Here is a 20924-nt window from a genome sequence, read left to right as displayed (position 1 = left end):
CCGGGGCGGCGCTGCCGGGCGTACGCTGTGTGGCTGTCAAGCCGCCCCTGCCGCTTCCGCGCGACGTCGCGGCGCCTCGTGCCGAGGCACGTCAACCGGACCGGGGGGTCTCGTCTTGTGGGAGAGTCTGGGGTCGCTGACCGCGAGCCCATGGATCTACGCCGTGGTGGCGTTGTCCGTGGTGCTCGACGTGTTCCTTCCGGTGCTGCCGAGCGGGGTGCTGGTGATCACCGCGGCGGCGGCTGCGGCTGCCGCCGGGGCGGCGGGGCCGGTGCCGGTGCCGGTGCCGGAGCAGGTCCCGGACATCGCGGCACTCCTGCTGATCGCCACGACCGCTTCGGTGCTGGGTGACATGGCCGCGTTCCGGCTGGCCCGGCGCGGCGGCGACCGGCTGGAGCGGGCCATCGCCCGTTCCCGGCGCCTGACGCGGGCCCAGGAGCGCCTGGGTACGGCCCTGGCCCGGGGGGGTGGAGCCTTGGTCGTGATCGCCCGGTTCGCTCCGGCCGGCCGTTCGGTGGTGTCGCTGGGCGCGGGGAAGACGCACCGCAAGGTGCGGGAGTTCCTGCCGTGGTCGGCTCTGGCGGGCATGGCCTGGGCCGGTTACAGCGTGGCCTTCGGCTATTACGGCACCCAGTGGCTCGGTGCGGCCTGGCTCGGCACCGCCGTCTCGGTGCTCGCCCTGTTCGCCGCGGGAGCCCTCGCCGCGTTCGTCATCCGCCGCCCGGCCCCCGCAGCGGCGCCGACGGCGTAACGTTCCGCCCCCGGCCGTTCCCCCGGGTGGCGCAGAGAGTCACCCGTTCACCCGGCCCCGATCGCCATCGGCGGCTCGGGCTCCTAACGTCCACAGCACGGTGCGCAACCGAATCCGCGTCACATCCGTGGCCTGGCCGCGCCGTTTCGAGGAGCCCGAGGGAGTTCTCGCCATGCCTGCCAAGCCGTCGAACCGCCCGCTGTTGAGCCTCGCGGTCGCGACGCTCGCAGTCGCCGCCACCGCTGCCGCCCCGCTCCCCGCCGCCCACGCCGTCAGCGGCCCCAACCTCTCGGCCAACGTGTCCCCGACCACCGTCGCCCCCGGCAGCCGGGTCCTGCTCGGCCTGCGGGGCTGCGGCGCCGGCAGCGCGCGGGCCGCGTCGAGCGCGTTCGGCGAGGTGCGGCTGTCGGGGGGCAGCAGCTCCGACATCCTGTCCGGGAGCGCCACCATCCTGCGCGGTGCCTCCACGGGCGTGCACCCCGTCACCTTCGAGTGCGGTGACTTCGGCGGGACGCGCATCACCGTCTCCCTCCAGGTCGCCCCCGGTGCGGCCCGCGGCGGCCAGGGCGGCAGCATCGGCACGGTGAGCCCGGCCCAGATCGCGATCGGCGGCACCCTCGCGGCGAGTGCGCTGGGCGCCGGCATCTGGATCCTGCGCCGCCGGGCCCGTACGTTCTGACCTGCCCCTGTCCCCTGCCCCTTCCGCCCCCGGGCCGGCCGCGTCGGCCCCGGTCACAGCACTAGGCAGGGGTGGTGGCGCCGCGCACCCGGAGCCCGTCCAGCAGGTCGCGCGTCGCGTCGGCGACGGCGGTCACGGCCGCGTCGAAGACCTCCTGGTTGTGCGCGGCGGGCGCCCGGAAGCCGGACACCTTGCGCACGTACTGCAGCGCGGCGGCATGGATCTCCTCCTCGGTGGCCTTCTCGGGGATGGCGGGCGGGCGCAGGGTCTTGATGGAACGGCACATACCCCCACTATCCCGCTAGCGGGGCAGCTCGGCCCCGGACAATTTCATGATCAGGCCGGCTTGCAGCCGGGCGCGCAGTTCGGGGTCGGCCACCTCGTCGAGCAGCCCGACGGCCTGCTGCATGGCCGCGGCGGCCCGGCGGTCCTCCCGCAGGGCGGCGGTCTGGTCGGCCATGTGCCGCAGCGCGATGTCGGCGCGCCGGTGGAACAGCTGCCCTACGAGGGTGACGACCACGCCGACCGAGCTGATGACGATTCCGAGGTAGAGCTCCCCGGTGCTCTCCGCCTTCCAGACCCCGAGCGCGACGCCGACCAGCAGGATCGCGGCCCCCACTCCGGCGAACCGCTGGCTGGTGGCGAAACTGCTGCGCGCCTGCGCCAGCCCGTACGCGTAGTACTCGACCAGTACGGCCGTGAAGCCGGCGTCCCCCCGGGCCTCGGGCCGGTCCCGGCCGTACCCGCGCGGGATGCCTCCGACGTCGGCGTACTTCGGATCCCCGGCCGCCGCCCTCCCCGCGGAGCCGGCGCCCGCACCCGGGCCTTCCCCCGTCCCCTCGCCCGCGGCCGCCCCTGCTTCGGCGAGCTGCGCGACGAGCCGGGCCCGCTCCGCCTCCCGCCGCTGCTCGAATCCGGCCCCCGCCCTCCTCTCCCACACCGCCAGCACGCCGGCGACCCCCAGCAGAGCCGCCCCCACGACACCCCACTCGCCCATCCCCCGACCATCCCACGGCCCTGCCCGTCACCGACACCCCTGCGCCGGGATGCGACCGGATGCGCCGGGATGCGCCGTGCTGACGTGCGGCGCACCCTGTGAGGGACCGTGGGCGCTGCGGCCCACAGCGCCCGCACCGGCGGAGGAGTGGCCCGTGAACCGATACCCGCCCATCGCCGACCACGGCATGGTCGGCGACCTCCAGACCGCGGCCCTGGTGGCCGCGGGAGGAACGATCGGCTGGTGGTGCACGCTGCGATTCGACTCCCCCAGCGTCTTCGCGTCGCTTCTCGACGCGGACCGCGGCGGCTTCTGCCGGTTGGCCGTGGACCTCCCGGAGGGGAACGGTTCGACGGTCCGGCATTTGTACCTGTCCGACACGGCGGTGCTGGTCAACCGGTTCTTGGCGCCGGGCGGCGTGGGCGAGGTCGTCGACTTCGTGCCCGTGGTCACGGACAGGACGCCGACCGACCGGCACCGCCTGGTCAGGGTGGTCCGCGTGGTGCGGGGCAGCCTGCCGTTCTCGTTCAGTTGCCGCCCCCGCTTCGACTACGGGCGGGCCCCGCGGGGCGTTGATCAACCTGGGTTTCGAGGAGGAGGCGAACGCCTTCCGCCACTGGTTGCGCGAGCGTTTCGAGGCGGGCAGGACCCCCTCGGGGGCCCCGTTGCAGATCATGTACCGGATCGACGGCGACCCGCACCTCACGGAGGAGACCCTCGACCACCTGGAGGGCTACATGGGTTCGGCCCCGGTGCGGGCCGGCAACGCGGCGGCGGACCAGGTGCAGATCGACATCTACGGCGAGGCCGCCGATGCCATGGCGCAGGGCCGCGACATGGGCGCCATCCGCGGTTGGAAGGCGGTCGCCGCCATCCTCGACTGGCTGGCCGACAACTGGGACCGGCCCGACGAGGGGATCTGGGAGACCCGGGGCGGGCAGAAGGACTTCACGTACAGCCGGCTGATGACGTGGGTCGCGTTCGACCGCGGCATCCGGATGGCCACCGTGCACTCCCGTCCCGCGGACACGGACCGCTGGGCGGAGGTCCGTGACCGCGTCTTCCAGCAGATCGTGGATCGTGGTTGGAACGACGAGCGGCAGGCGTTCGTTCAGCAGTAGGACACGGACGTGTTGGACGCCTCACTGCTGCTGATGCCGCGGGTCGGTTTCCTGTCGCCCCGGGATCCGGCCTGGCTGAGCACCGTCGACGCCATGGACCGCGAGCTGGTCAACGACAGCCTGGTGTACCGGTACGACCCCGCGGCCCCGCCAGACGGCCTGCGCGGCTCCGAAGGCACGTTCAACCTGTGCAGCTTCCTGTACGTGGAAGCCCTGGCCCGTTCGGGCCGGCTGCAGCAGGCCCGGTACGCCTTCGACAAGATGCTCACGTACGCCAACCACGTCGGTCTCTTCGCCGAGGAGATCGGGCCTTCCGGCGAGCAACTGGGGGACTTCCCGCAGGCGTTCACCCATCTCGCGTTGATCGCGGCGGCCCTGCCGCTCGACGAGCAGCTCGATGCGGCCGAGGCGCGGGGGCCGCGCGCCGGCCGGCCGTGACCCCTTCCGGTCCCAGGCTCGGAGGCAACACCGGTGTCCGATAAGCGCAGTTCGAGCAAGCCGTCGAAGGAGCAGCGCCGGGTCCTCGCCCCGCTCGCCCTCGCCCAGTTCATCTGCAGCTTCGCCGGCTCCGACATGAACGTGATGATCAACGACATCAGCGAGGACCTCGACACGACCGTGCAGGGCGTGCAGAACGCGATCACGATCTTCCTGCTGGTGATGGCGGCGCTGATGATTCCCGGCGGGAAGCTGACCGACCGCTACGGCCGCAAGCGCTGCCTCCTCGCCGGTCTCGTCATCTACGGCATCGGCGCCCTGCTCAGCGCGGCCGCGCCCGGGCTGGGCGTGCTGATCCTCGGCAATTCGATCCTGGAGGGCGTCGGGACGGCCCTGCTCATCCCGCCCGTGTAATCCTGACGACGCTGATCTTCACGGACCTGACCTCACGCGCCCGCGCCTTCGGCGTGATCATGGCGTTGGGCGGGATCGGTGCGGCCGCCGGTCCGCTGATCGGCGGGCTCATCACGTCGGCACTGAGCTGGCGGGCGGCCTTCGTGTTCCAGGCGCTGGTCATCGTCGTGATCGTCGCGCTCAGCCGGCGCATCGAGGACCCCCTGCCGCCCGATCCGACGCGCCCGTTCGACACCACCGGCGCGGTCCTCTCGGCGGTCGGCCTCGTCCTCGTCGTCATGGGCATCCTGGCGGCCGACAACAACGTCTGGCTCATGATCGCCCTGCTCGTGCTCGGCGCCCTCGTCCTCTTCTGCTTCTTCCGCTCGATCCGCGCCAAGGAGCGGGCGGGGCAGGAGCCGCTGCTGTCCACCAGCCTGTTCCACGACCGGACGTCCAACCTGGGTCTGGTCACGCAGAACGTGCAGTGGCTGCTGCTGATGGGCACCTCGTTCACGGTCGCCGCGTACCTCCAGGTCGTCCGCGGCTACGACGCCATCCAGACCGGCGTCATCTTCACTGCGGCCACGCTCGGCCTGCTCGTGTCGTCCCTGGCCGCGGAACGCCTCGCCGAGCGGCGGCCCAGCGGACTCTGATCATGACCGGCTTCCGCGTCACCATCGTCGGCATCGTCGTCCTCATCGCACTGGCCGGCGGCACCCCTAACCCCTGGGCGCTGGCTCCGGGGCTGCTGCTGATCGGGCTGGGCCTCGGCGCGATGCTGACCCCGTCGGTCAACGTCGTCCAGTCGAGCTTCCCCGAAGACGAGCAGGGCGAGATCTCCGGCCTCTCCCGCAGCGTGTCGAACCTCGGCTCGTCCCTCGGCACGGCGGTCGCCGGCACGATCCTGGTCTCGGGCCTCACCAGCAGCGCCTACGCCGCCGCCATGATCACCCTGGCCGTGATCGGCCTGGCCGGCCTGACGGCCGCCACCCTCCTCCCGAGAACCCCCCGCTGAGGGCGGGACTCACTTCCTCTTCCGCAGCCTGCGCATCTTGTCCTCGGCTTCCTTCTTCTTCCGCTGCGCCGCCCCGTACGCGGTCCAGGCCCCCTGGTGCTTGGCACACTGCCCGCTCCCGACGATCGCCTTGTTCCGGCACCGCCCGCCACTCTGCGTGACGGCCCCACACCGCGGCTGCGTCATCCCGCCCCCTCCCGAGTAGACCCCCACCAGGCTGGCGCCCCCTTCCAGCGACGGGAAAGGGGCGCATGCCGGGCACCCCGAAGCGCACGGGTCGCACGGCACGGCCCAGCACCGACGAACCGTCAGGACGGAGCAAACTGCACTGTCCGGCATGCCAGTTCGCCCCCTATCGCATTTGACCCGTCAACTAGAACAACCAGCCCAAAAGTGGACAGGCAACCGCACGCTCGATACGGTCGAGTTGTCGTCACACGGCAGCAGCAGTCGTGATCCGCAAGCCGGTTGACGGGCGTCGAACGCCGGACTGCAGCCAGCCGAAACGACACCTCCCGACGAGCACTGCGGGGCCGGACGCCGCCCCGCCGGCAGGCTCGCCCGCGGCCGCAGCACAGAGTCCGACGATTTTCGACTCCTTACCTCAGTGCGGGCCGAAGCAGACGAGTGGAGACTGATATGGGGGAATTCAGCAGCAAGGCGAAGAGGTTCGGCTCCGCTGTGGTCGTGGCCTCGCTGGCAGCCGCACTCCCCCTGGCGACGGCGGGCACGGCGAACGCCAATCCGGCCTCGGGGCGGGTCAAGCTGGCCGGCAACGCGAGCTGCGAGCGGTTCGAGGACGCATCGGTGACCGAGGTGTCTATCACCCCCAGGGGCAGGTCGGCCAAGGCGGTCCAGCTCTCCGGCGAGGACGTGCAAGAGGCCTACTCGCTCACGTTCACGAACATTCCGAAGGGCAAGGGAATGCAGGCCAACGCCACGGTCAACTGCGTGGACGCCGACGGCCAGCCGCACACCTTCAACAAGAGCATCACGATCACGAGGCCGGCGGGCTCCACGGAAACCCAAGCCGTCAACCTCGCCTAGCACCCACCCGAAAACACACACCACGCCACGCAGAGCCCCCCGCACACCGCCGGGGGCTCCGCAGCGCCCCCGAACCGCCTCCGGAAACGACGAAACGGGCTCCCGGAAAACTCTCCAGAAGCCCGCTCGCACGGAAAATGCCCGTTGAGGCACGGTGGGCGCGGACGGTTTCGAACCGCCGACATCTGCTTTGTAAGCTCGCCCACCCACACACCTGACCGCGGATCTTCCCCAGTCGCTGCGGAGGGAGCGGCCTTACCGTCAGCGCGGATCCGTTGATGTACGTCGACGTTGCCGTCAGCGGCTGCCGTCATGCGCGACTGCCAGGTGCTTCGCATGCCGCCCTACGCACGGCTCTGGAGGCCCCGTGCGTCCCAGGTGTTCGGCAGGTCGGGGGCCTGCCGACTTCGCGGACGCCCCCACCAGTCCACGAATGGGCCGCGTGCTCTGCTGGCTACGGCTGGGGAAAGCTCAGCTTGAGCCACTGCCGCACCGAGTCCACGGTCGTCCTACCGTGTTGCCGGAGCACATCGACGATGTCCCTGCCGCAGACCAGCGCGATCGGATGGCCGTCCTCGTGTACTTCGTCCTGCACCTGCTTATTAAAGAACGAGGTAGTGACCAGCACGCCGAAGTTCCGGTGCCGAAGCCTGGAGATCAGCCGCGAGACCTCGCGTACCCCAACCGAGTTGTCCGCTGCATAGCACTTGGCCTCAAGGGCGAAGTCGATTGCAATGCGGTTGGCCACTGGTCCCAGGACGTAGGTTCCGACGGCGTCCCGCCCTCCGTCACGGCTCGGCCTGGTGATGTCAACAGCCCCCGTGCTCGGCGCGATCAGCCGCCAGATCGCCACCGCACATGCCTCGAAGTCGTGCTCACGGCCCCGGAAGTACTCCCGGATCTCCGCCAGCATGGCCCTGCCGTCGGTGTCTTCCGGCAACTGGTCTGTCTTGGAGCGGATGACGGTAGTGGAGGGCGCGAGCAGCGGGCGGTACACGCGGCTCTCAATCCAAGTCCGCCAGACGCCAGGGCAGTTGCCGCCGAGAGGGTCGCCTCCTGCAAGGAGATGCTCGATCCAGTTGCGCGGAATCCGGTCTTGGTCGAGCACGGTGAAGAGTGACCTGTAGTTCTGGAACCTCTGGCCGGCGGTGGCACGCCAGATGGCGGTCAGCTCATCGTCGGACGTCATGTTTGGGCCGCCGGGAGCAAGCAGTCCGCGGAACCTCACAGATCGGCCGGAAGCCCCTGCCTTCTCGAACAGGAAGAACGGCGGTACACCAACAGTTCGCTCTGCCGCACTGCGGTGAGATGCCGCAAATGCGTCCCTGAGCAGGATGTTCCCGGCCCTAGGGGTGTCGTGGAGCGCGCGGCCTGGAGTCCGGTTGTCGCCGTAGTAGGTGAAGGTGCCGGTCTGCTCGTCGAGGTGGTCGGGCCAGTTCACCTCCCCGCCGCTCGTGTACAGCACTGCTAGACGCACTGTGCCCTTGGCTGGAGAGCCGACGCAGCGGAACCCGCCTTGATTACCCACTCCTCTTATCAGCTTGGACATCGGGTCATCCCCTGTGTTGCCTCTCGTCCCGCCGAGGTAGAGCTTGTCCACCACAAGATCAGCAGAGGCAAGGTCTGCGAATGCGACGTGCGGCTCAGTGGCTGGAGGAAGGGTCATGCCTCCAAGGTCTAGCACCCGGCGCTGACACCCATGCACCCGGAGGCCCTTCAAGGCTGTCCTGTAGGACCCCTGCCCGAGTGGGCTGCACGAACTATCCCTCGCAGCGGCCTCGTGACTACTAAGGTTGCGCCATGACTGATGATCAGAACCTGGCTGCTGAAGTTCCCCTCGCCTTCGAGGACCCGGAGGAGAGCCTTGTCGCAGCTGACTCGGACGTCTTGGACCCTGAGGGCGACGATATCGACAGTGAGCCGGTTCGGGCAGACGATGCTCTGCGCTATTTCGGGGCAGATTTTGATGTCGACGGGCTGGTGAAACGCCTCAACAACGGAACCTTCATAATCCCCACCTTCGAGCCTTTGGCCGAGGACGACATCGCGGGGTTTGAGGGGTTCCAGAGGGGGCTAGTCTGGAAGAAAAAGCAGATGGATCGCTTCATTGAGTCCATCCTGCTCGGCTATCCCGTTCCGGGGATCTTCCTGGTTGAACTGGCCGACCGGCGGTACCTCGTACTCGATGGGCAGCAGCGGCTTACGACGCTGCAAGCGTTCAAGCGGGGCCAATACCGGTCCGCGCGGGGGCTGAGTAAATTCGCGCTCCGGTACGTGGGTAACGACTTCAAGGGTCATACCTACGCGAACCTGGAGCCGACTGCGCAACGGCTCTTTGATAACACCTTCATTCAGGCGACCATCGTCGTGCCGAAGGGCGCAGAGGGAAAGCGGGCCGTTTACTCTCTCTTCGAGAGGATCAATAGCGGCGGCACGAACCTCAAGCCTCAGCAGATCCGAGTCGCCCTGTATGCGGGCGAGACGGTAAATTTCGTGCGCGACCTTAATCAGGATCCGAACTGGAGGGCGCTTTTCGGCCCTCACAATCGGGATTTGAAGGATCACGAGCTGATCCTGCGATCCATCTCGCTGATGCCCACGGCGCGCGGCATCCAGGTCTTCCGTCCGCCGATGGCTCGCTTCCTGAACGATTACCTTGAGGTAAACCAGGACCAACTCCCTCCGGATGCGGAGGGAATTCGGAACCGATTCACCGAGGCAGCGCGCCTGCTTAACCAGGCGCGCGGGCGGGAGGCGCTGAGGATCCGAGGCACACAGGTGAACGCTGCGCACGCTGACGCTGTGCTGGTCGGATTGATGACCGCCCTCGATGACGGAAGCAAGATCGGACCCCAGGACGTTGAAGCTGCCCTCACTGCCCTTCTCAAGAATGACCGATACAAGTATGCGGTGTCGGAGAGTACCTCTCACAGTGGTCAGGTAAGTGCGCGCATCAGCCTCGCCACCAAGGCGTTCCGGGGGGAATCGCTTGCCGACGAACAAGAGTAGTGCTCGGGTCGCCGTACTTGCGATGAAATCCGACTTGGATTCGTCTTATCGGCGTTACAGAGAGGGCTTGACGGCAGTCGACATTCCGCTGCAAGAGGACTTGCACAAGTACATGTGCATACGCCTGTCCGGATACTTGGAACAGTTGATGTTCGAGGCCGTATGCGGTTACATTTCCAGCACCACGGGTGGTGCGGCCCGGAGCTTTGCTCTGTCCTCATTCAGCAAGGCGCCCAATCTGACACCGGAGGCACTGGAGAAGCTGGTGGGGAGGTTCGGGGATGCCTGGAAGTCGGACATAATAGATTTCCTGGATTCGCAAGAGCGCCGGAACTCTTTGGGAAATCTGCTTGCGGTGCGGAATAAGGTCGCGCACGGGCAGAGTTATCGAGGTGGCCAAATGAACGTGGCTACATACAAGCAGCTCGTGGATGACCTCCATTCCTGGGTGGTTTCACGCATGCTGGCGTGACTATTCCGCGGTGCCTGCAGGGCCTGAGTGTGACCGACCCTTTCTTTTGCTCGGTGGGGGCGCGATAGCCCTAGCCGCAATGCCCCTGCTGTCATCCCGTCTGCCGTCGACCCACACGGAGTGATAGCGGGGCAGGCTTCTGGGGCCCAGGCGGAGCGCCCTACTGGACGAACGACCTGGGCCCCAGAAGCCTGGTTTGCTATGGCTGCCTGGGTCGACGACAGACGGGATGACAGTTCCCCACCCGAACCACGAACCGGCCGGCGACCGCACGACTGGCCCCGGGCATCCCGGAGCCGGAGCGCCCCCGCCGGAGGCATCCGTTCTGACAGTCAGCCGACAGAACAGCCCGGGTTCGCTCATCAAGCCCGGGCTGGAGGAGGCGTAGACAGGAGAGCAGACCCGGGGCGACGGGCGCGCGACGCCGCCTTGGGCGGCGGAAGCGCCCTTGATGAGGTAGAGAAGCTCTTATCGCGCAACGGCTTTCAAGACCGCGAAGCCTACGCACTCGGCGCCTGACCAGCGGCTTTAACGCCTCAGACGCGCACGCGGCGCCCAACCTGGCCAAAGGTTGGCCAGGCCCCTCCCCTTAAGGCCCCTTCTCGGGGCTCCGCCTACAGCCCGTCCGAGCCTGCCATCGGGACGGGCATCCCGGAAGCGAGAGAGATTCCCATGGCTGAGTCATCCGCGCTCCTCCCCCGTTACGCTGGCGAGCACCAGCCGACGATCCGGGAGTGTGCGCTGAGGATGGGACCCAAGACGCAGAGGGTCTACGAGACGATCAGGTCTTGGATCGAGTCGGGTCGGTTCGCCCCCGGCGACAAGTTGCCGTCCGAACGCACCCTGAGCGCTGAGCTTGAGATCGGCCGTACTGCGCTGCGGCAGGTGCTCGCCCGGCTTGCGAGCGAGCGCTTCATCAAGGCATATGGTCGCAGCGCCTACCGCATCGTGGGCGGATCCGACGTGCCCGCTCCGGGCGAGCTGGAGCCTTGGAAGATCCATGGCTCCCGCCGCATCTACGAGAACCGTTGGGTGAACCTCGACCTGGTGGACGTGGAACCGCCCGGCGTCGAGCGCTTCGAGCACCACGTCGTCCGCCTTCACCACGTCGCGATCACAGCCGTCGTGGACGAGCAGGATCGCGTGCTCATGCTGTGGCGCTACCGCTTCGTGCCAGAGCAATGGGGCTGGGAACTGCCCGGCGGCATCGTGGACGCCGACGAGGATGCCGCCGTCACGGCCGCCCGGGAGACGGAGGAAGAGACTGGCTGGCGGCCGGCCACGGTCGAGCACGTGGTGACCTACCAGCCGATGATCGGCATGGTGGACTCGCCCCACGAAATCTTCGTGGCCCACGGCGCGACGAAGGTGGGGGAGCCGACCGATGCCGAGGAAACCGGGCATGTCGCGTGGATCCCCCTGGACGAGATCCCGGGGCTGATGGCAGAAGGCAAGCTGATGGGCTCTGGAACGCTCGTCGCCCTGCTGCATCTGCTCTCGTCGCGGCCTACAGCCGCCCGGTAAGCAACTCCACGCGCCTGCGATACCGCACGGACCCTGTGCGGTTCGCCAGTAGCCGTGCCTGCTGAAGGTGCGAGCGCGCTTCGTCCAGTTCACCGCGGGCGAGGTGTGCCTGCGTGAGGTCGCTGTGCAGGCCAGACCTGGCACGAACGAACGATGGGTCGACCGTCCCCAGCGCGGCGTACAGCTCTTCCATCGCCGCACTGTCGCCGAGCGTCGCGAGCACGTTGCCACGCCAGCGAGCAAGGTGGCCACCGTTGAGGAAGATGCTCAGCATGTCGGCGTCTCGGGCCTCCACACCGTCCGGGAGCGTGGCTTCCGCCCGCTCAAGAGCGTGCCGGGCATCGTCACCCATGCCTGCCGCAGCGCACAGCTCAGCTTCCGCCGCGCTCAGCCACGCCTTCAGTCGCGGAGAATGCCGGTCGGCGTAGGTGCGCTGTGCGTCCCGGATCAGTTCGACCGCCATCTCCGGGCGGCCGGCGTCGCGCAGCACGTAGGCCTGCTCCCCCATCGCGTGCGCGAGGTAGAGCGGCGCGTCAGCATCCTGGGCCGCCCGCTTCGCAAGTTCGTAGTGTCGCCATGCCCGCTCGACGGCCCCGGCGTCCAGCGCCTGCCACGCCGCAAGGGTGGCTGCACCGGCCAGAGCGGTTGCGATTGGCCGACGAGTCCCGGGGAGCACGGCGAAGGTCAGCGCGTCCTCCATCCCGGCCAGATGGCCTGCCATCTGGTCTACAAGGCCAGCGGCGCCCATCTGCCGGTCCATCGTCCGCAACAACTCGGTCTGGTCGAAGAACGTCTGCACCATGGTCTCGCTAATGCTCCGTGCCGAGTCGATTCGGCTCAGCAGGTCCTCGTACCCGTCCGTCTGCTGAGGGATCAGCTTCGCTGGCTCACCCCGCAGTTCGGCGTCAGTGACGCCAAGCAGCGGCCGCAGGATCATGGCGTACCGCTCGCTGATGGCGCGCTTGCCGTTCTCCCACTCTGAGACGTAGGTCTTCAGGCTGGCCGTGGACGCGATGTCCAGGAGCCGTTGTTGCGCGTACCGCTCCATTTCGAAGATCAGCCGGTCCTGCGACCATCCCCGCGCCGTCCGTACGGTCCGTAAGCCCATGCCCACGTGCATCGCCTCCCAGCGCGTGCGCGCTCCCGGCCGGTCAACCAAATCGCCGCAGGTGGGAGCGGGTTAACTCCCCTGAGGTTAACCCCAGTTGGCTATCGGCGACCCCTGGTTCCGCCGTTTCCTGAAGTCACGCCAGGCAGCACCGAGGCGCCCCACCGAACAGCGAAGGGGTTGCATCTGGTGCGCACCAGATGCCATCCTTCTGGTGCGCACCAGTTGAACCCTACGGGTTCCGACTAGGTCTGCCCGTACACGCCCGGAGGGCTCTGAAAGGGGCTCTATCCAGGCGTTGACCTGCTGAAACGTGCACTACCAGGAGCCCCGCGGTGGTCGGGGGGAGGGTCCCGGATCCCTTGTCAACCGGAGGGCTTGAGGCCGAAAGGCCATGTCTCCATACGCCTGAAACGGGAGCTCGCTCCCGAAGGAGACAGCAGTACGTGTGCAACCTCTCCGCGGCCCGGCCTGGGTCCGCGGCCGGTTGCCTCCTCCGCCCGACCGCCCTTGGGGCGTACGGGCGGGGTGGGGGAGCTGGAGTTCTTCCCGCTTCACAACGACGTGCAGCCCCCGGCGTAGCCGCGCCGGGGGCTGCTGTTCGGTCCCGTTCCTGTGTGAGAGGAGCAAGACCCAATGAAGTTCATCGCTGCACGTCAAAGCACCGTTACGGTGCTGCCGCCGGACCTGGAGCCCACGGCCGCGGAACTGGACGCGGTCGAGGCCGAGATGCCCGTGGTGCTGGCCGAGGTCGAGTTGCTGGACGCGCTGATCGCGCTGCTGGACCGGCCGGCGTCGGAGTTCGACGGCCGCCGGATCCGCCGGGCGCACCGGCGCGTGTCGGCGGCCCGCCGGGACGCGGCGAACAAGGCGCACACGGTCACCGCCGAGGTGGCCTGATGCACCTGAAGGCGCACATGTCGAACCGGGCCGGATGGCACCTGTTCGTCGTCCTGATGAACGAGACCCGGTGGCCGTCGCACGACTGGCCCGACGGCGCCACGATCCCCACGCTGGCTGAGCGCGCCCGCGTGCTGGCCGACCTCGGTTACGCGGTTGAGCCCGGGACGGAGTGGTCCTGGATCGAGGGGGACCCCGCCGAGGACTGGGACGCGCCGGTGCTGCTGATGGCCAGCGTCTCCGTCCGCCCGATCGGGTCGGGGAGCGAGCTGTGAGCGCCCGCGCGCCGGCGGTGCAGATCCGCGCGTTGGAGCGTCTGCTCGCGTCACTGACGCGGGTGCTGGTGTTCATCTGCACGGTGGCGCTGGTCTTCACCGCGACCAACGTGACGACGTTCGCCATCGATCACCACGTCTCGCCGTGGATCGCGTGGCTGCTGGACCCCATGGTGGCGGTCGCTCTGGGCACGGTGCTGCTCTTCGACGGTCGGCTGTCCGAGTACGGGCTGCGGCCGTCGGGGTGGGCGTCGGTGCTGCGCTGGTTCGCCGGTCTGGCGACGTGGGTGATGAACTGCTGGGGTTCCCTCTGGCCGGAGGGGACGCCCTTCGGCGTCCCCCACAGCGTCGACCCCGCCGGGCTGGTCCTCCACTCCATCCCCCCGGTGCTCCTGATCGCGCTCGCTGAGGCGATCAGCCACTACCGGCAGGCGATCCTGAACAAGATCGAAGACCTGCGGGCCGCCCTGGTGGACACCCCGGCCGCCGAGGTGGATCCCCTGCCCGTCCACCCGGCACAGGCTCCTGCTTCCACCGGCCCGGCCGCCGACACAACGGCGGGGGTCTCGGTGGGCGGCCGCCTGGGGTTGTCGCTGGTCATCTGTGGTGGCGAGCGGGTGTATCCCCTGACCGTCCCCCGCACGTCCACCGTCGTCCCCCTCCATCCCGAGCCGGTCGTGAAGCTGCCCGCGGAGGACGCGAAGCGGATCATCCGCGCGTGCTGGGAGAACGGGGAGTCGATCGGGAAGGCGGCCCTGAAGTCCACCCGGTCCACCTCCTACGTCCACAAGGTCTACACCCAGCTCGCCACCACGTCCTCCCCGCCCGGGGAGGCGGCTCAGTGAGCGCCTTCCCTGTCTACCGGTGGCGACTCGCCCCCGACGGGCTGGCCACCATGCGTCAGCTCCGCGCCGCCGGGCTGCGCCCGGGCGGACAACAGGTGGTCGCGCAGGTGGAACGGCCGCGCCGTCGGCGTCCCCCGCTGGTGGCGTTCCTCTACCGCGTCGACCGGGCCAAGCCCGTTCGCCCCATGAGCCCGGCCAGGCAGGCCGCGCTCGACAAGGCCAACGCCGCCCGCCGTACCTGCCCGACCTGCGGGCGGGACGCCGGTTACGTGATCCCGGCCCGGCTGGGTGAGTGCGTGCCGTGCGCCTTCCCCGGCTCCGAACAGTGCGCCGCCTGAACCCCACCATCGTCGTAAGGAGTTCTGCTGTGTCTCGCCGTACGCGGCCCTCGGCCGCTTCGACCGTGCGGATCCCCCGCCAGCGTGGGGGCCAGCCGGTCATTCTCGTTCTCAGCCCCGAGCCCCCCACCCTGACCACCCGCGCCGCCCAGGCCGCGGGCCGGTGGGCATGGAAGCACCGCCGTTCCTGGGCCCCCACCGCCATCGCCACTACCCTCCTGGTCCTGACCAGCGCGATCCACCTGATCGAGCCCCACACCGGCTGGGCCCTGGCCGTGCTCGCGCTGGCCCCGGCCGGCGTGTGGGCGTGGGGCATGCTGCGCCGCCGTCCCACCTCCCGCCAGGCCGCGGTCTGGCGGGCCCTGCTCGCCGCGTTCACCACGACCGCCGGCGCGTGGATCGCACTGGCAGTCGGGTTCGGCCCGGCCCATCCGGCCCTGCTCACCGCGTGGGCCGTGCTGACGCTCATCTCCCAGACGGGCTGGCTCGTGGCCCGCCGCCTGACTGTCGTGACCGAGAAGGAGACCCGCTGATGGCCAACACCACCTCGGGCATGAACTGGGGCGCGGGCGGCGCCGGATGGAAGACCACCGGTGGGCAGCAGGCGCGCACGCAGCGGGCCCGGACCACGCCGCGGCCGGGTGCGAACGGCTCCCAGAGCAAGACGTTCAACAAGTCTTTCTCGCCCGGCTTCACCCTGAACGTCAACGCCAGCGGCGGCCGCGGCCGCGGCAACAACGGGGGCGGGGGCCGCCGCACCACCGCGGCCGGCGGCGGGCAAGGGTCGAACCGGTCCCTGCTGCCCGCGCCGGAGTTCACCTCCCCGGCCCAGGTCCGCGAGTACTGCAACGCCGTCCGCGCCGCCGGCGTCGCCCTCTCGATCGAGGTCGCCATGGGGGCGGAGATCCTCAAGGCCACCCTCGTGACCGTCCCGGACCCCGACGGCCGCATCGGCGGCTCCCGGTTCCGGGCGGCGAAGGTGGCGCGGAAGATGCAGCGCGCCGCGGACGCCCTGCGGGACGCGGCGAAGAACGCCGCCGCCACCTACGCGACGTTCCAGCAGGAGTACGAGGAAGAGATCAACCGCGTCCGCCACCGTGCCCGCCGCCCGTCGGCGCCGCGCATGGACTGGGGCCAGCTCTAAGGGGGAGTGATGGCAACGACTGAACGCACCACACCAGAGCAGCAGTACGAGGACCAGTTGCGCGGCTCCTCCGACGGGGCCGGGCTGGGCGCGTACGTGCTGCACCGGGCGAAGCCGCACCTGCCGCCGTGGCTGTGCGCGGGCGCTCTGGGGCTGGCCGGCCTGCTGGGCAGCCTCCAGTGGGAGGGCAGCGCCGCCGCCGGCGTCGGCCTCACCCTCGCCTCCGTCGCTCTGACCGGGGTGACGTGGTGGGCGGGCAAGAGCACCGGGCAGCAGCGCCGGCTGCACTCGGCCATCACCGTGGCCGCGGGGTCGGCGTGGCTGACCGGGGCCTGCCTCGCAGGACCGGCCACCGGGCCCCTGCCGGACCTGTACCTGATGGGCGGCCCGGCGCTGGCCCTGTCGTGGAACATCCGCATGGTGCTGCGGCGCAACGTCGACGGCACCGCCGCCGGCGGGGCGGACAAGGGCCTGCTGGAGAAGGTCGGACTCGCCCGGGCGCAGATCGGGGCGACGTCGGTGGAGCCGAACCGGGTCACGGCGAAGATGGCCCTGGAGGCCGGTGAGCAGACCAACGACGACGTGGCGAAGGTGCTGCCGCGGATCGCGTCGGCGCTGGACCTGCCCAAGTCCGCCGTCCGCTACATGCCCGACCCCGACTCCGCCCGCCGCGGCGAACTGGTCATCGTCCCCGAGGACATGTTGGCCCAGGTGATCGAGTATCAGGGGCCTTCGAGTCTGGGCGGCAGCATCGCCGAACCGCTGGTCATCGGCCGCTACGACGACGGCTCCGCCCTGGTGTTGTGGCTCCCCGGGGACCCTGAAATCAAGCGCAACGCCACACACGTCCTGATCGCGGGCGGGACCGGCTCGGGCAAGGGCGAGACCGCCCTGAACCTCATGGCGGAGATCCTCTCCCGCCGTGACGTGCTGCTGTGGGTGTCGGACCCGAAGATGTTCCAGGACTTCCGGCCCCTGCTGCCCGGCATCGACTGGGCCGCGGAGGGCGGACCGGACACCGAGGTCATGGTGGAGGCCATCAAGGCCGTCATCCCCGCCCGCACCCGCTGGCTCGGCGCCCACGGCTACCGCCAGTGGATCCCCGAGGCAGCCGAACGGCAGAACAGCCGGAACCACACCTGCCGCCCGGACGGCCGGCCGTGCGGGTGCCCGGGCATGCCGTTCCTGGTCACCTGGATGGAAGAGGCGGCCAACACGCTCCGGCTGATGGGCGACGACGCGTTCACCGGGATCGCCCAAGAGGCCCGCTCCGCCGGCGTCTCCCTGATCGTGTCCCTGCAGCGCCCCTCGTACGACCAGATGTCCACCTCCACCCGGGCGTCCCTGCCGTCCGTGATCGCACTCGGCTGCGACCCCCGCGACGAAGGCTTCTCCCTCCCCGAGGCGGTCATCGACGCGGGCGCCCACCCGGGCGCGTGGGGAAATCGGCGGCCCGGGTACTGCTACGTGGTCTCACCTGGCATCCCGGAGGACCGCTACCCGTCCCCGGGCCGTACCTTCGCCGTCCCCCACACCGCCACCCCGGCCCTGGAAAACCTGGCCGCGTGGGCGCAGTCCAACGGCGCGACCGCGGACCCGGTCACCGCCGGCGCGGCCCGGGCAGTGGCCGGGCAGAACTACGCCGGGCGCACCGCCCCGGGCGCCGCCCCGGCCCTCCCGCCGACCACCGGCGAGGAGGAGGCGGGGGTGGAAGTGGAATCGTCCGGGCTTCTCGTGGATCCGGAGGACGCCGGTATCGACCCCGCGGCCGATCTTCCCGTCGGGGAGGACGGGGACGACACTCCGCTGTGGGAGTCCCCGGGGCACAAGCCGTCCCCCGAGGAGGCGCGGGAGCTGTTCGCGGACGCGCTGGACGACTTCGAGGCGGCCGGGCGGATGGTGGTCGGTCCGAAGGACTTCATGGACTGGTGCGACCGACACAACCTCTCCCGCCCCTGGGTCTCCGCCCGCCTGAAGGACGCGGCCCTGGACGGCCGGCTGGAGCCGACCTCGGCCACCGGCCGGTGGCGGATCGTCCCCAACCTCAAGATCGCCTGACGCCTGACACCTCCTGACGGTGTCAGGCCGCCGTGACACCCAAACCCCTAGGCAAACCCGCTGTCAGACCCCGTGACACCTACGGTCTGACATCCCTGACAGTGACGCCTGACACCTCACCCTCGGGCCCGCGCCACCCGTCTTCGGCGCGGGCCCGACCCATACCCGGGAGGCATGCACATGCCCCACGAACCCGTCATCCACCACCCGACCCCGGCCGTCTGGCAGCCCACCCCGGCCCCCGTGCCTGGGCCCCTCCTCCCGGCGATACCGGCCGGGGCGGACATCCGTCTGGTGACCCTGCCGGACGGCACCCGCACCCTCGCCTACACCCACCCCACCCCGGCCGCACCGGCCCCCGCCCCGGCGCCCGCGGCAGGCATCCCGGGGTGGGCGAAGACCACCGCGCTGCTCGCCCCGACCGTCGGCGGGGGCATCGGCGCGGCGGGAATCGGAATCGCCTACGCCGCCCCGGGACTCATCGCCATGGCCAACGCCCTCTGGGCCCTCGTCGCGCTCATCGCCGCCGGCGCCGCCCTCCCCCTCCTCCTCCGCGCCGGACGCCCCCGCGGACGGACCGGCACCGCCACGACGCACATCACGCAGCACGTCACCGCGACCGGCCTGTTCGGCCGCGCCACCGGCACCATCCACCACCGCTGAAAGGCGCCAGATGCGCAAGCCTCTGCCCGACCTCATCTCCGACACGGCCGCCCTGCTGTTGGGCCAGCGCACCATCCGCTGCCCGCACCCCGACTGCCCGGTGCGTATCCGCCACCGCGGCATCACCCCCGAGGAGGCCAAGCGGCTGACCGCCCTGGCCACCGACCACACCCGCCACTGATCAGGAGGACTGATGGCTACACGGCTCGTCACCTGCTACGTCGCCGTCTGCGACCTGTGCGGCACCTCCCAGCACGACGAGGGCTACACCCCTCACCTCGACAGCCCCGCCGAAGCCATCGAATACGTCACCAACCCCGGCGACGGCAACGACGGATGGACCCTCACCCCGGACGGAACCCTCGTGTGCGACCAGCGCCGCGACACCGCCCACGAGGACGCCCACGCCGCCGCCGGGAAGCGCATGGGCTCCGACGCCATGAGCGTCACCTTCGCCTGACACAGCCGAGGGCGGCCCCCGTCTCGCCAAAGTCCGGGGCCGCCCTCATCCAGCTCCACTCAAGACCTGGAGGACATCCAGCATGACCCATCCCACCGACATCCGGCGAGAGCGCGTGCTGCGCGTTCTGGACGTGTACTGCTGCCAGGGCGGCGCCGGCCAGGGCTACGCCGACGCCGGATTCGACGTGACCGGCGTCGACATCACGCCCCAGCCCCGCTACCCGCTCGCCTTCCACCAGGGCGACGCCATCGACTTCATCCGCGCCCACGGCGCCGGGTTCGACTTCATCCACGCCTCCCCGCCCTGCCAGCACTACTCCCGCACGCAGAAGATCCGCCACCGCACCCACCCCGACCTGATCGCCCCCACCCGCGCCGCCCTGGAAGCCACCGGACGGCCCTGGGTCATCGAGAACGTCGAAGAAGCCCGCACCGAACTCCGCAACCCCGTAGTGCTGTGCGCGGCCGCGTTCGGCATGCGCACCTACCGCCACCGCCTGTTCGAGACCGGCGGCGGCTTCACCCTCACCCCGCCCCCGCACCCCGCCCACACCGCGCCCCTGACCAAGATGGGCCGCCCCCGCCGCCCGGGGGAGTTCGCCCACTACGTCGGCAACTTCTCCGGCGTCCAGGACGCCCGCGACGACATGCGCGTGCCCTGGATGAACCGCGACGGCATCCGCGAGTGCATCCCCCCGGCCTACACCCGGTGGATCGGCGAACAGGCCCTGGTCCAGCTCACCGCGTGGCAGGTGGCGGCATGAGCGACTTCCTGAACGCCGCACTCGCCATCGCCGCGCGCGGCTGGCCCGTTATCCCGCTGCGGCCCGGCTCCAAGGTGTCCGCCCTCCACGGCGAGACCCGCTGCCCCGGCACCGGGCAGTGCGCCGACGGGCACGCCAAGCCCGAGCAGCGCGCCACCACCCATCCGGACCGGATCCGTAACGCATGGGCGGCTGGGGCGTTCAACGTGGGGTTGGCCACCGGCCCGGCCGGGCTGGTCGTCATCGACCTGGACGCCCCCAAGCCGTCCGACCCGCCCGGCACCCTCCACGGCCGCGAGATCCTCCACAGCCTGTGCACGTCCCTGGGCGAGACCCTCCCCGACACGCACACGGTCGCCACACCGTCCGGCGGGCTGCACCTGTACTTCACCGCCCCCAGGGACACCCGTCCCCGCTCCACGCAGGACATTCTCGGTCGGCACATCGACACTCGCGCCTGGGGCGGCTACGTCGTCGCGCCTGGCAGCACGGTCCCGGCCGGGCGTTACGAGATCAGTGACGACCGGCCCCCCGCGCCGCTCCCCGACTGGGTGCATACGCGGCTGGCTGCCCCGCCCCGGATCAAGGCCGTTTCCCTCCGGCAGAAAGGGGACGGCACCCCTGCGGGCCGCCGGGCCGCGTACGCCGCGGCGGCCCTGCGTAACGAGCAGCGCAACGTCCAAACCGCGGTTGAGGGCGGGCGGAACAAGGCTCTCGTCAGGGCCGCGCGGGCCCTGGGGCGGCTGATCGCGTCCGGCGACCTCGACCGCACGGAGGTTGAGCAGGCTCTTAGCTGGGGGGCGGAAGTGGCCGGTCTGAAGCCTTACGAGTACCGCTCCGCCATCACCAGCGCCCTCAGCTGGTCCATCGCCCACAACCCGACCGGCCGGGCGACGGCATGACCGCGCGCCAACGCCC

At 70.1% G+C, this 20924-nt stretch carries 23 protein-coding genes and 2 pseudogenes; 20 read left to right on the top strand and 5 right to left on the bottom strand.

What is annotated here, in order from left to right; all coding sequences use genetic code 11:
- The first annotated feature begins 115 nt into the window (after window positions 1–115).
- Both ACSHWO_RS23485 and ACSHWO_RS23480 read left to right on the top strand, forming a co-directional pair.
- Complete coding sequence (locus tag ACSHWO_RS23485) at window positions 116–751, top strand: DedA family protein (protein ID WP_438314562.1); 636 nt, start codon at window positions 116–118, stop codon at window positions 749–751.
- Between the two features lie 172 nt (window positions 752–923).
- Complete coding sequence (locus ACSHWO_RS23480; protein WP_438314559.1) at window positions 924–1430, top strand: hypothetical protein; 507 nt, start codon at window positions 924–926, stop codon at window positions 1428–1430.
- Window positions 1431–1491: 61 nt separating this feature from the next.
- On the opposite strand, the gene ACSHWO_RS23475 is transcribed toward ACSHWO_RS23480, so the two are convergent.
- Together ACSHWO_RS23475 and ACSHWO_RS23470 are read right to left on the bottom strand one after the other, a co-directional pair.
- Window positions 1492–1716: a DUF2277 domain-containing protein gene (locus tag ACSHWO_RS23475; RefSeq protein WP_361083597.1), complete on the bottom strand. Its 225-nt coding sequence runs from the start codon at window positions 1714–1716 to the stop codon at window positions 1492–1494.
- A 15-nt stretch (window positions 1717–1731) separates the two neighbouring features.
- Window positions 1732–2427, bottom strand: coding sequence for a TRADD-N-associated membrane domain-containing protein (locus ACSHWO_RS23470; protein WP_438314556.1), 696 nt, complete (start codon window positions 2425–2427; stop codon window positions 1732–1734).
- A gap of 154 nt (window positions 2428–2581) precedes the next feature.
- Between ACSHWO_RS23470 and ACSHWO_RS23465 the strand changes: the two are divergent.
- Window positions 2582–3986: pseudogene (locus ACSHWO_RS23465) on the top strand (glycoside hydrolase family 15 protein).
- A 135-nt stretch (window positions 3987–4121) separates the two neighbouring features.
- Window positions 4122–5397 (top strand): annotated as a pseudogene (locus tag ACSHWO_RS23460) (MFS transporter).
- Window positions 5398–5406: 9 nt separating this feature from the next.
- Here ACSHWO_RS23460 and ACSHWO_RS23455 read toward each other — a convergent pair.
- Window positions 5407–5583: a hypothetical protein gene (locus ACSHWO_RS23455; protein WP_438314553.1), complete on the bottom strand. Its 177-nt coding sequence runs from the start codon at window positions 5581–5583 to the stop codon at window positions 5407–5409.
- Between the two features lie 453 nt (window positions 5584–6036).
- On the opposite strand from ACSHWO_RS23455, the gene ACSHWO_RS23450 reads away from it, so the two are divergent.
- Window positions 6037–6444, top strand: coding sequence for a hypothetical protein (locus tag ACSHWO_RS23450; RefSeq protein WP_438314550.1), 408 nt, complete (start codon window positions 6037–6039; stop codon window positions 6442–6444).
- Window positions 6445–6898: 454 nt separating this feature from the next.
- On the opposite strand, the gene ACSHWO_RS23445 is transcribed toward ACSHWO_RS23450, so the two are convergent.
- Window positions 6899–8110: a restriction endonuclease gene (locus ACSHWO_RS23445; protein ID WP_438314547.1), complete on the bottom strand. Its 1212-nt coding sequence runs from the start codon at window positions 8108–8110 to the stop codon at window positions 6899–6901.
- A 134-nt stretch (window positions 8111–8244) separates the two neighbouring features.
- On the opposite strand from ACSHWO_RS23445, the gene ACSHWO_RS23440 reads away from it, so the two are divergent.
- The 3 genes from ACSHWO_RS23440 (at window position 8245) to ACSHWO_RS23430 (ending at window position 11449) form a co-directional block, all read left to right on the top strand.
- Window positions 8245–9453, top strand: coding sequence for a DUF262 domain-containing protein (locus ACSHWO_RS23440; protein WP_438314544.1), 1209 nt, complete (start codon window positions 8245–8247; stop codon window positions 9451–9453).
- A gap of 67 nt (window positions 9454–9520) precedes the next feature.
- A complete protein-coding gene (locus ACSHWO_RS23435; RefSeq protein WP_438314541.1) occupies window positions 9521–9925 on the top strand; it encodes a HEPN domain-containing protein in 405 nt (134 codons plus the stop codon).
- 747 nt (window positions 9926–10672) lie between these two features.
- Window positions 10673–11449, top strand: coding sequence for an NUDIX domain-containing protein (locus ACSHWO_RS23430; RefSeq protein ID WP_438314538.1), 777 nt, complete (start codon window positions 10673–10675; stop codon window positions 11447–11449).
- Here ACSHWO_RS23430 and ACSHWO_RS23425 read toward each other — a convergent pair.
- A complete protein-coding gene (locus ACSHWO_RS23425) occupies window positions 11433–12563 on the bottom strand; it encodes an XRE family transcriptional regulator (protein WP_438314535.1) in 1131 nt (376 codons plus the stop codon). The genes ACSHWO_RS23430 and ACSHWO_RS23425 overlap by 17 nt on opposite strands.
- Before the next feature lie 630 nt (window positions 12564–13193).
- On the opposite strand from ACSHWO_RS23425, the gene ACSHWO_RS23420 reads away from it, so the two are divergent.
- From ACSHWO_RS23420 to ACSHWO_RS23365, 12 genes are all read left to right on the top strand, one after another.
- The gene (locus tag ACSHWO_RS23420; RefSeq protein WP_438314532.1) at window positions 13194–13457 is read left to right on the top strand and encodes a DUF6284 family protein; all 264 of its coding nucleotides are present in this window, start codon (window positions 13194–13196) and stop codon (window positions 13455–13457) included.
- Window positions 13457–13732 (top strand): DUF6303 family protein, encoded by a 276-nt coding sequence (locus tag ACSHWO_RS23415; protein ID WP_438314529.1) that lies wholly within the window; start codon window positions 13457–13459, stop codon window positions 13730–13732. Before ACSHWO_RS23420 ends, ACSHWO_RS23415 begins: the two co-directional genes overlap by 1 nt.
- On the top strand, window positions 13729–14577 hold the full coding sequence (locus ACSHWO_RS23410; RefSeq protein ID WP_438314526.1) for a hypothetical protein: 849 nt from the start codon (window positions 13729–13731) through the stop codon (window positions 14575–14577). Before ACSHWO_RS23415 ends, ACSHWO_RS23410 begins: the two co-directional genes overlap by 4 nt.
- The gene (locus ACSHWO_RS23405) at window positions 14574–14915 is read left to right on the top strand and encodes an RRQRL motif-containing zinc-binding protein (protein WP_438314523.1); all 342 of its coding nucleotides are present in this window, start codon (window positions 14574–14576) and stop codon (window positions 14913–14915) included. The genes ACSHWO_RS23410 and ACSHWO_RS23405 overlap by 4 nt, the downstream gene beginning before the upstream one ends.
- A 29-nt stretch (window positions 14916–14944) precedes the next feature.
- Entirely contained in the window at window positions 14945–15448 is a 504-nt protein-coding gene (locus ACSHWO_RS23400) for a hypothetical protein (protein WP_438314520.1), read from the top strand.
- Window positions 15448–16059, top strand: a complete 612-nt coding sequence (traA, locus tag ACSHWO_RS23395; RefSeq protein WP_438314517.1) for a plasmid transfer protein TraA — start codon at window positions 15448–15450, stop codon at window positions 16057–16059. Before ACSHWO_RS23400 ends, traA begins: the two co-directional genes overlap by 1 nt.
- Window positions 16060–16068: 9 nt before the next feature.
- Window positions 16069–18117, top strand: coding sequence for a plasmid transfer protein TraB (gene traB, locus ACSHWO_RS23390; protein ID WP_438314515.1), 2049 nt, complete (start codon window positions 16069–16071; stop codon window positions 18115–18117).
- Between the two features lie 174 nt (window positions 18118–18291).
- A complete protein-coding gene (locus ACSHWO_RS23385) occupies window positions 18292–18780 on the top strand; it encodes a hypothetical protein (RefSeq protein ID WP_438314512.1) in 489 nt (162 codons plus the stop codon).
- Window positions 18781–18790: 10 nt separating this feature from the next.
- Window positions 18791–18961 (top strand): hypothetical protein, encoded by a 171-nt coding sequence (locus ACSHWO_RS23380; protein WP_438314509.1) that lies wholly within the window; start codon window positions 18791–18793, stop codon window positions 18959–18961.
- Between the two features lie 12 nt (window positions 18962–18973).
- The gene (locus tag ACSHWO_RS23375) at window positions 18974–19240 is read left to right on the top strand and encodes a hypothetical protein (protein WP_438314506.1); all 267 of its coding nucleotides are present in this window, start codon (window positions 18974–18976) and stop codon (window positions 19238–19240) included.
- 82 nt (window positions 19241–19322) lie between these two features.
- Window positions 19323–20006: an SAM-dependent methyltransferase gene (locus tag ACSHWO_RS23370; RefSeq protein WP_438314503.1), complete on the top strand. Its 684-nt coding sequence runs from the start codon at window positions 19323–19325 to the stop codon at window positions 20004–20006.
- Window positions 20003–20908, top strand: coding sequence for a bifunctional DNA primase/polymerase (locus tag ACSHWO_RS23365; protein WP_438314500.1), 906 nt, complete (start codon window positions 20003–20005; stop codon window positions 20906–20908). Before ACSHWO_RS23370 ends, ACSHWO_RS23365 begins: the two co-directional genes overlap by 4 nt.
- Window positions 20909–20924 lie beyond the last annotated feature (16 nt).

Source organism: Streptomyces pallidus (ex Mingjun et al. 2026) (assembly GCF_051550185.1).
In the GTDB taxonomy this organism is placed as follows: domain Bacteria; phylum Actinomycetota; class Actinomycetes; order Streptomycetales; family Streptomycetaceae; genus Streptomyces.
Note: the sequence above shows the minus strand (reverse complement) of the source record. Positions and strands in the feature narration are given on the sequence as shown.

Excerpts from the sequence above, each read along its gene's own strand:
- ACSHWO_RS23470 (WP_438314556.1), bottom strand. The coding sequence starts at position 2,427 with ATGGGCGAGTGGGGTGTCGTGGGGGCGGCTCTGCTGGGGGTCGCCGGC.
- ACSHWO_RS23450 (WP_438314550.1), top strand. The coding sequence starts at position 6,037 with ATGGGGGAATTCAGCAGCAAGGCGAAGAGGTTCGGCTCCGCTGTGGTC.
- traA (WP_438314517.1), top strand. The coding sequence starts at position 15,448 with ATGGCCAACACCACCTCGGGCATGAACTGGGGCGCGGGCGGCGCCGGA.
- ACSHWO_RS23445 (WP_438314547.1), bottom strand. The coding sequence starts at position 8,110 with ATGACCCTTCCTCCAGCCACTGAGCCGCACGTCGCATTCGCAGACCTT.
- ACSHWO_RS23420 (WP_438314532.1), top strand. The coding sequence starts at position 13,194 with ATGAAGTTCATCGCTGCACGTCAAAGCACCGTTACGGTGCTGCCGCCG.
- ACSHWO_RS23430 (WP_438314538.1), top strand. The coding sequence starts at position 10,673 with ATGGGACCCAAGACGCAGAGGGTCTACGAGACGATCAGGTCTTGGATC.
- ACSHWO_RS23370 (WP_438314503.1), top strand. The coding sequence starts at position 19,323 with ATGACCCATCCCACCGACATCCGGCGAGAGCGCGTGCTGCGCGTTCTG.
- ACSHWO_RS23440 (WP_438314544.1), top strand. The coding sequence starts at position 8,245 with ATGACTGATGATCAGAACCTGGCTGCTGAAGTTCCCCTCGCCTTCGAG.
- ACSHWO_RS23480 (WP_438314559.1), top strand. The coding sequence starts at position 924 with ATGCCTGCCAAGCCGTCGAACCGCCCGCTGTTGAGCCTCGCGGTCGCG.
- ACSHWO_RS23385 (WP_438314512.1), top strand. The coding sequence starts at position 18,292 with ATGCACATGCCCCACGAACCCGTCATCCACCACCCGACCCCGGCCGTC.
- ACSHWO_RS23380 (WP_438314509.1), top strand. The coding sequence starts at position 18,791 with ATGCGCAAGCCTCTGCCCGACCTCATCTCCGACACGGCCGCCCTGCTG.
- ACSHWO_RS23415 (WP_438314529.1), top strand. The coding sequence starts at position 13,457 with ATGCACCTGAAGGCGCACATGTCGAACCGGGCCGGATGGCACCTGTTC.
- ACSHWO_RS23365 (WP_438314500.1), top strand. The coding sequence starts at position 20,003 with ATGAGCGACTTCCTGAACGCCGCACTCGCCATCGCCGCGCGCGGCTGG.
- ACSHWO_RS23475 (WP_361083597.1), bottom strand. The coding sequence starts at position 1,716 with ATGTGCCGTTCCATCAAGACCCTGCGCCCGCCCGCCATCCCCGAGAAG.
- ACSHWO_RS23455 (WP_438314553.1), bottom strand. The coding sequence starts at position 5,583 with ATGACGCAGCCGCGGTGTGGGGCCGTCACGCAGAGTGGCGGGCGGTGC.
- ACSHWO_RS23375 (WP_438314506.1), top strand. The coding sequence starts at position 18,974 with ATGGCTACACGGCTCGTCACCTGCTACGTCGCCGTCTGCGACCTGTGC.
- traB (WP_438314515.1), top strand. The coding sequence starts at position 16,069 with ATGGCAACGACTGAACGCACCACACCAGAGCAGCAGTACGAGGACCAG.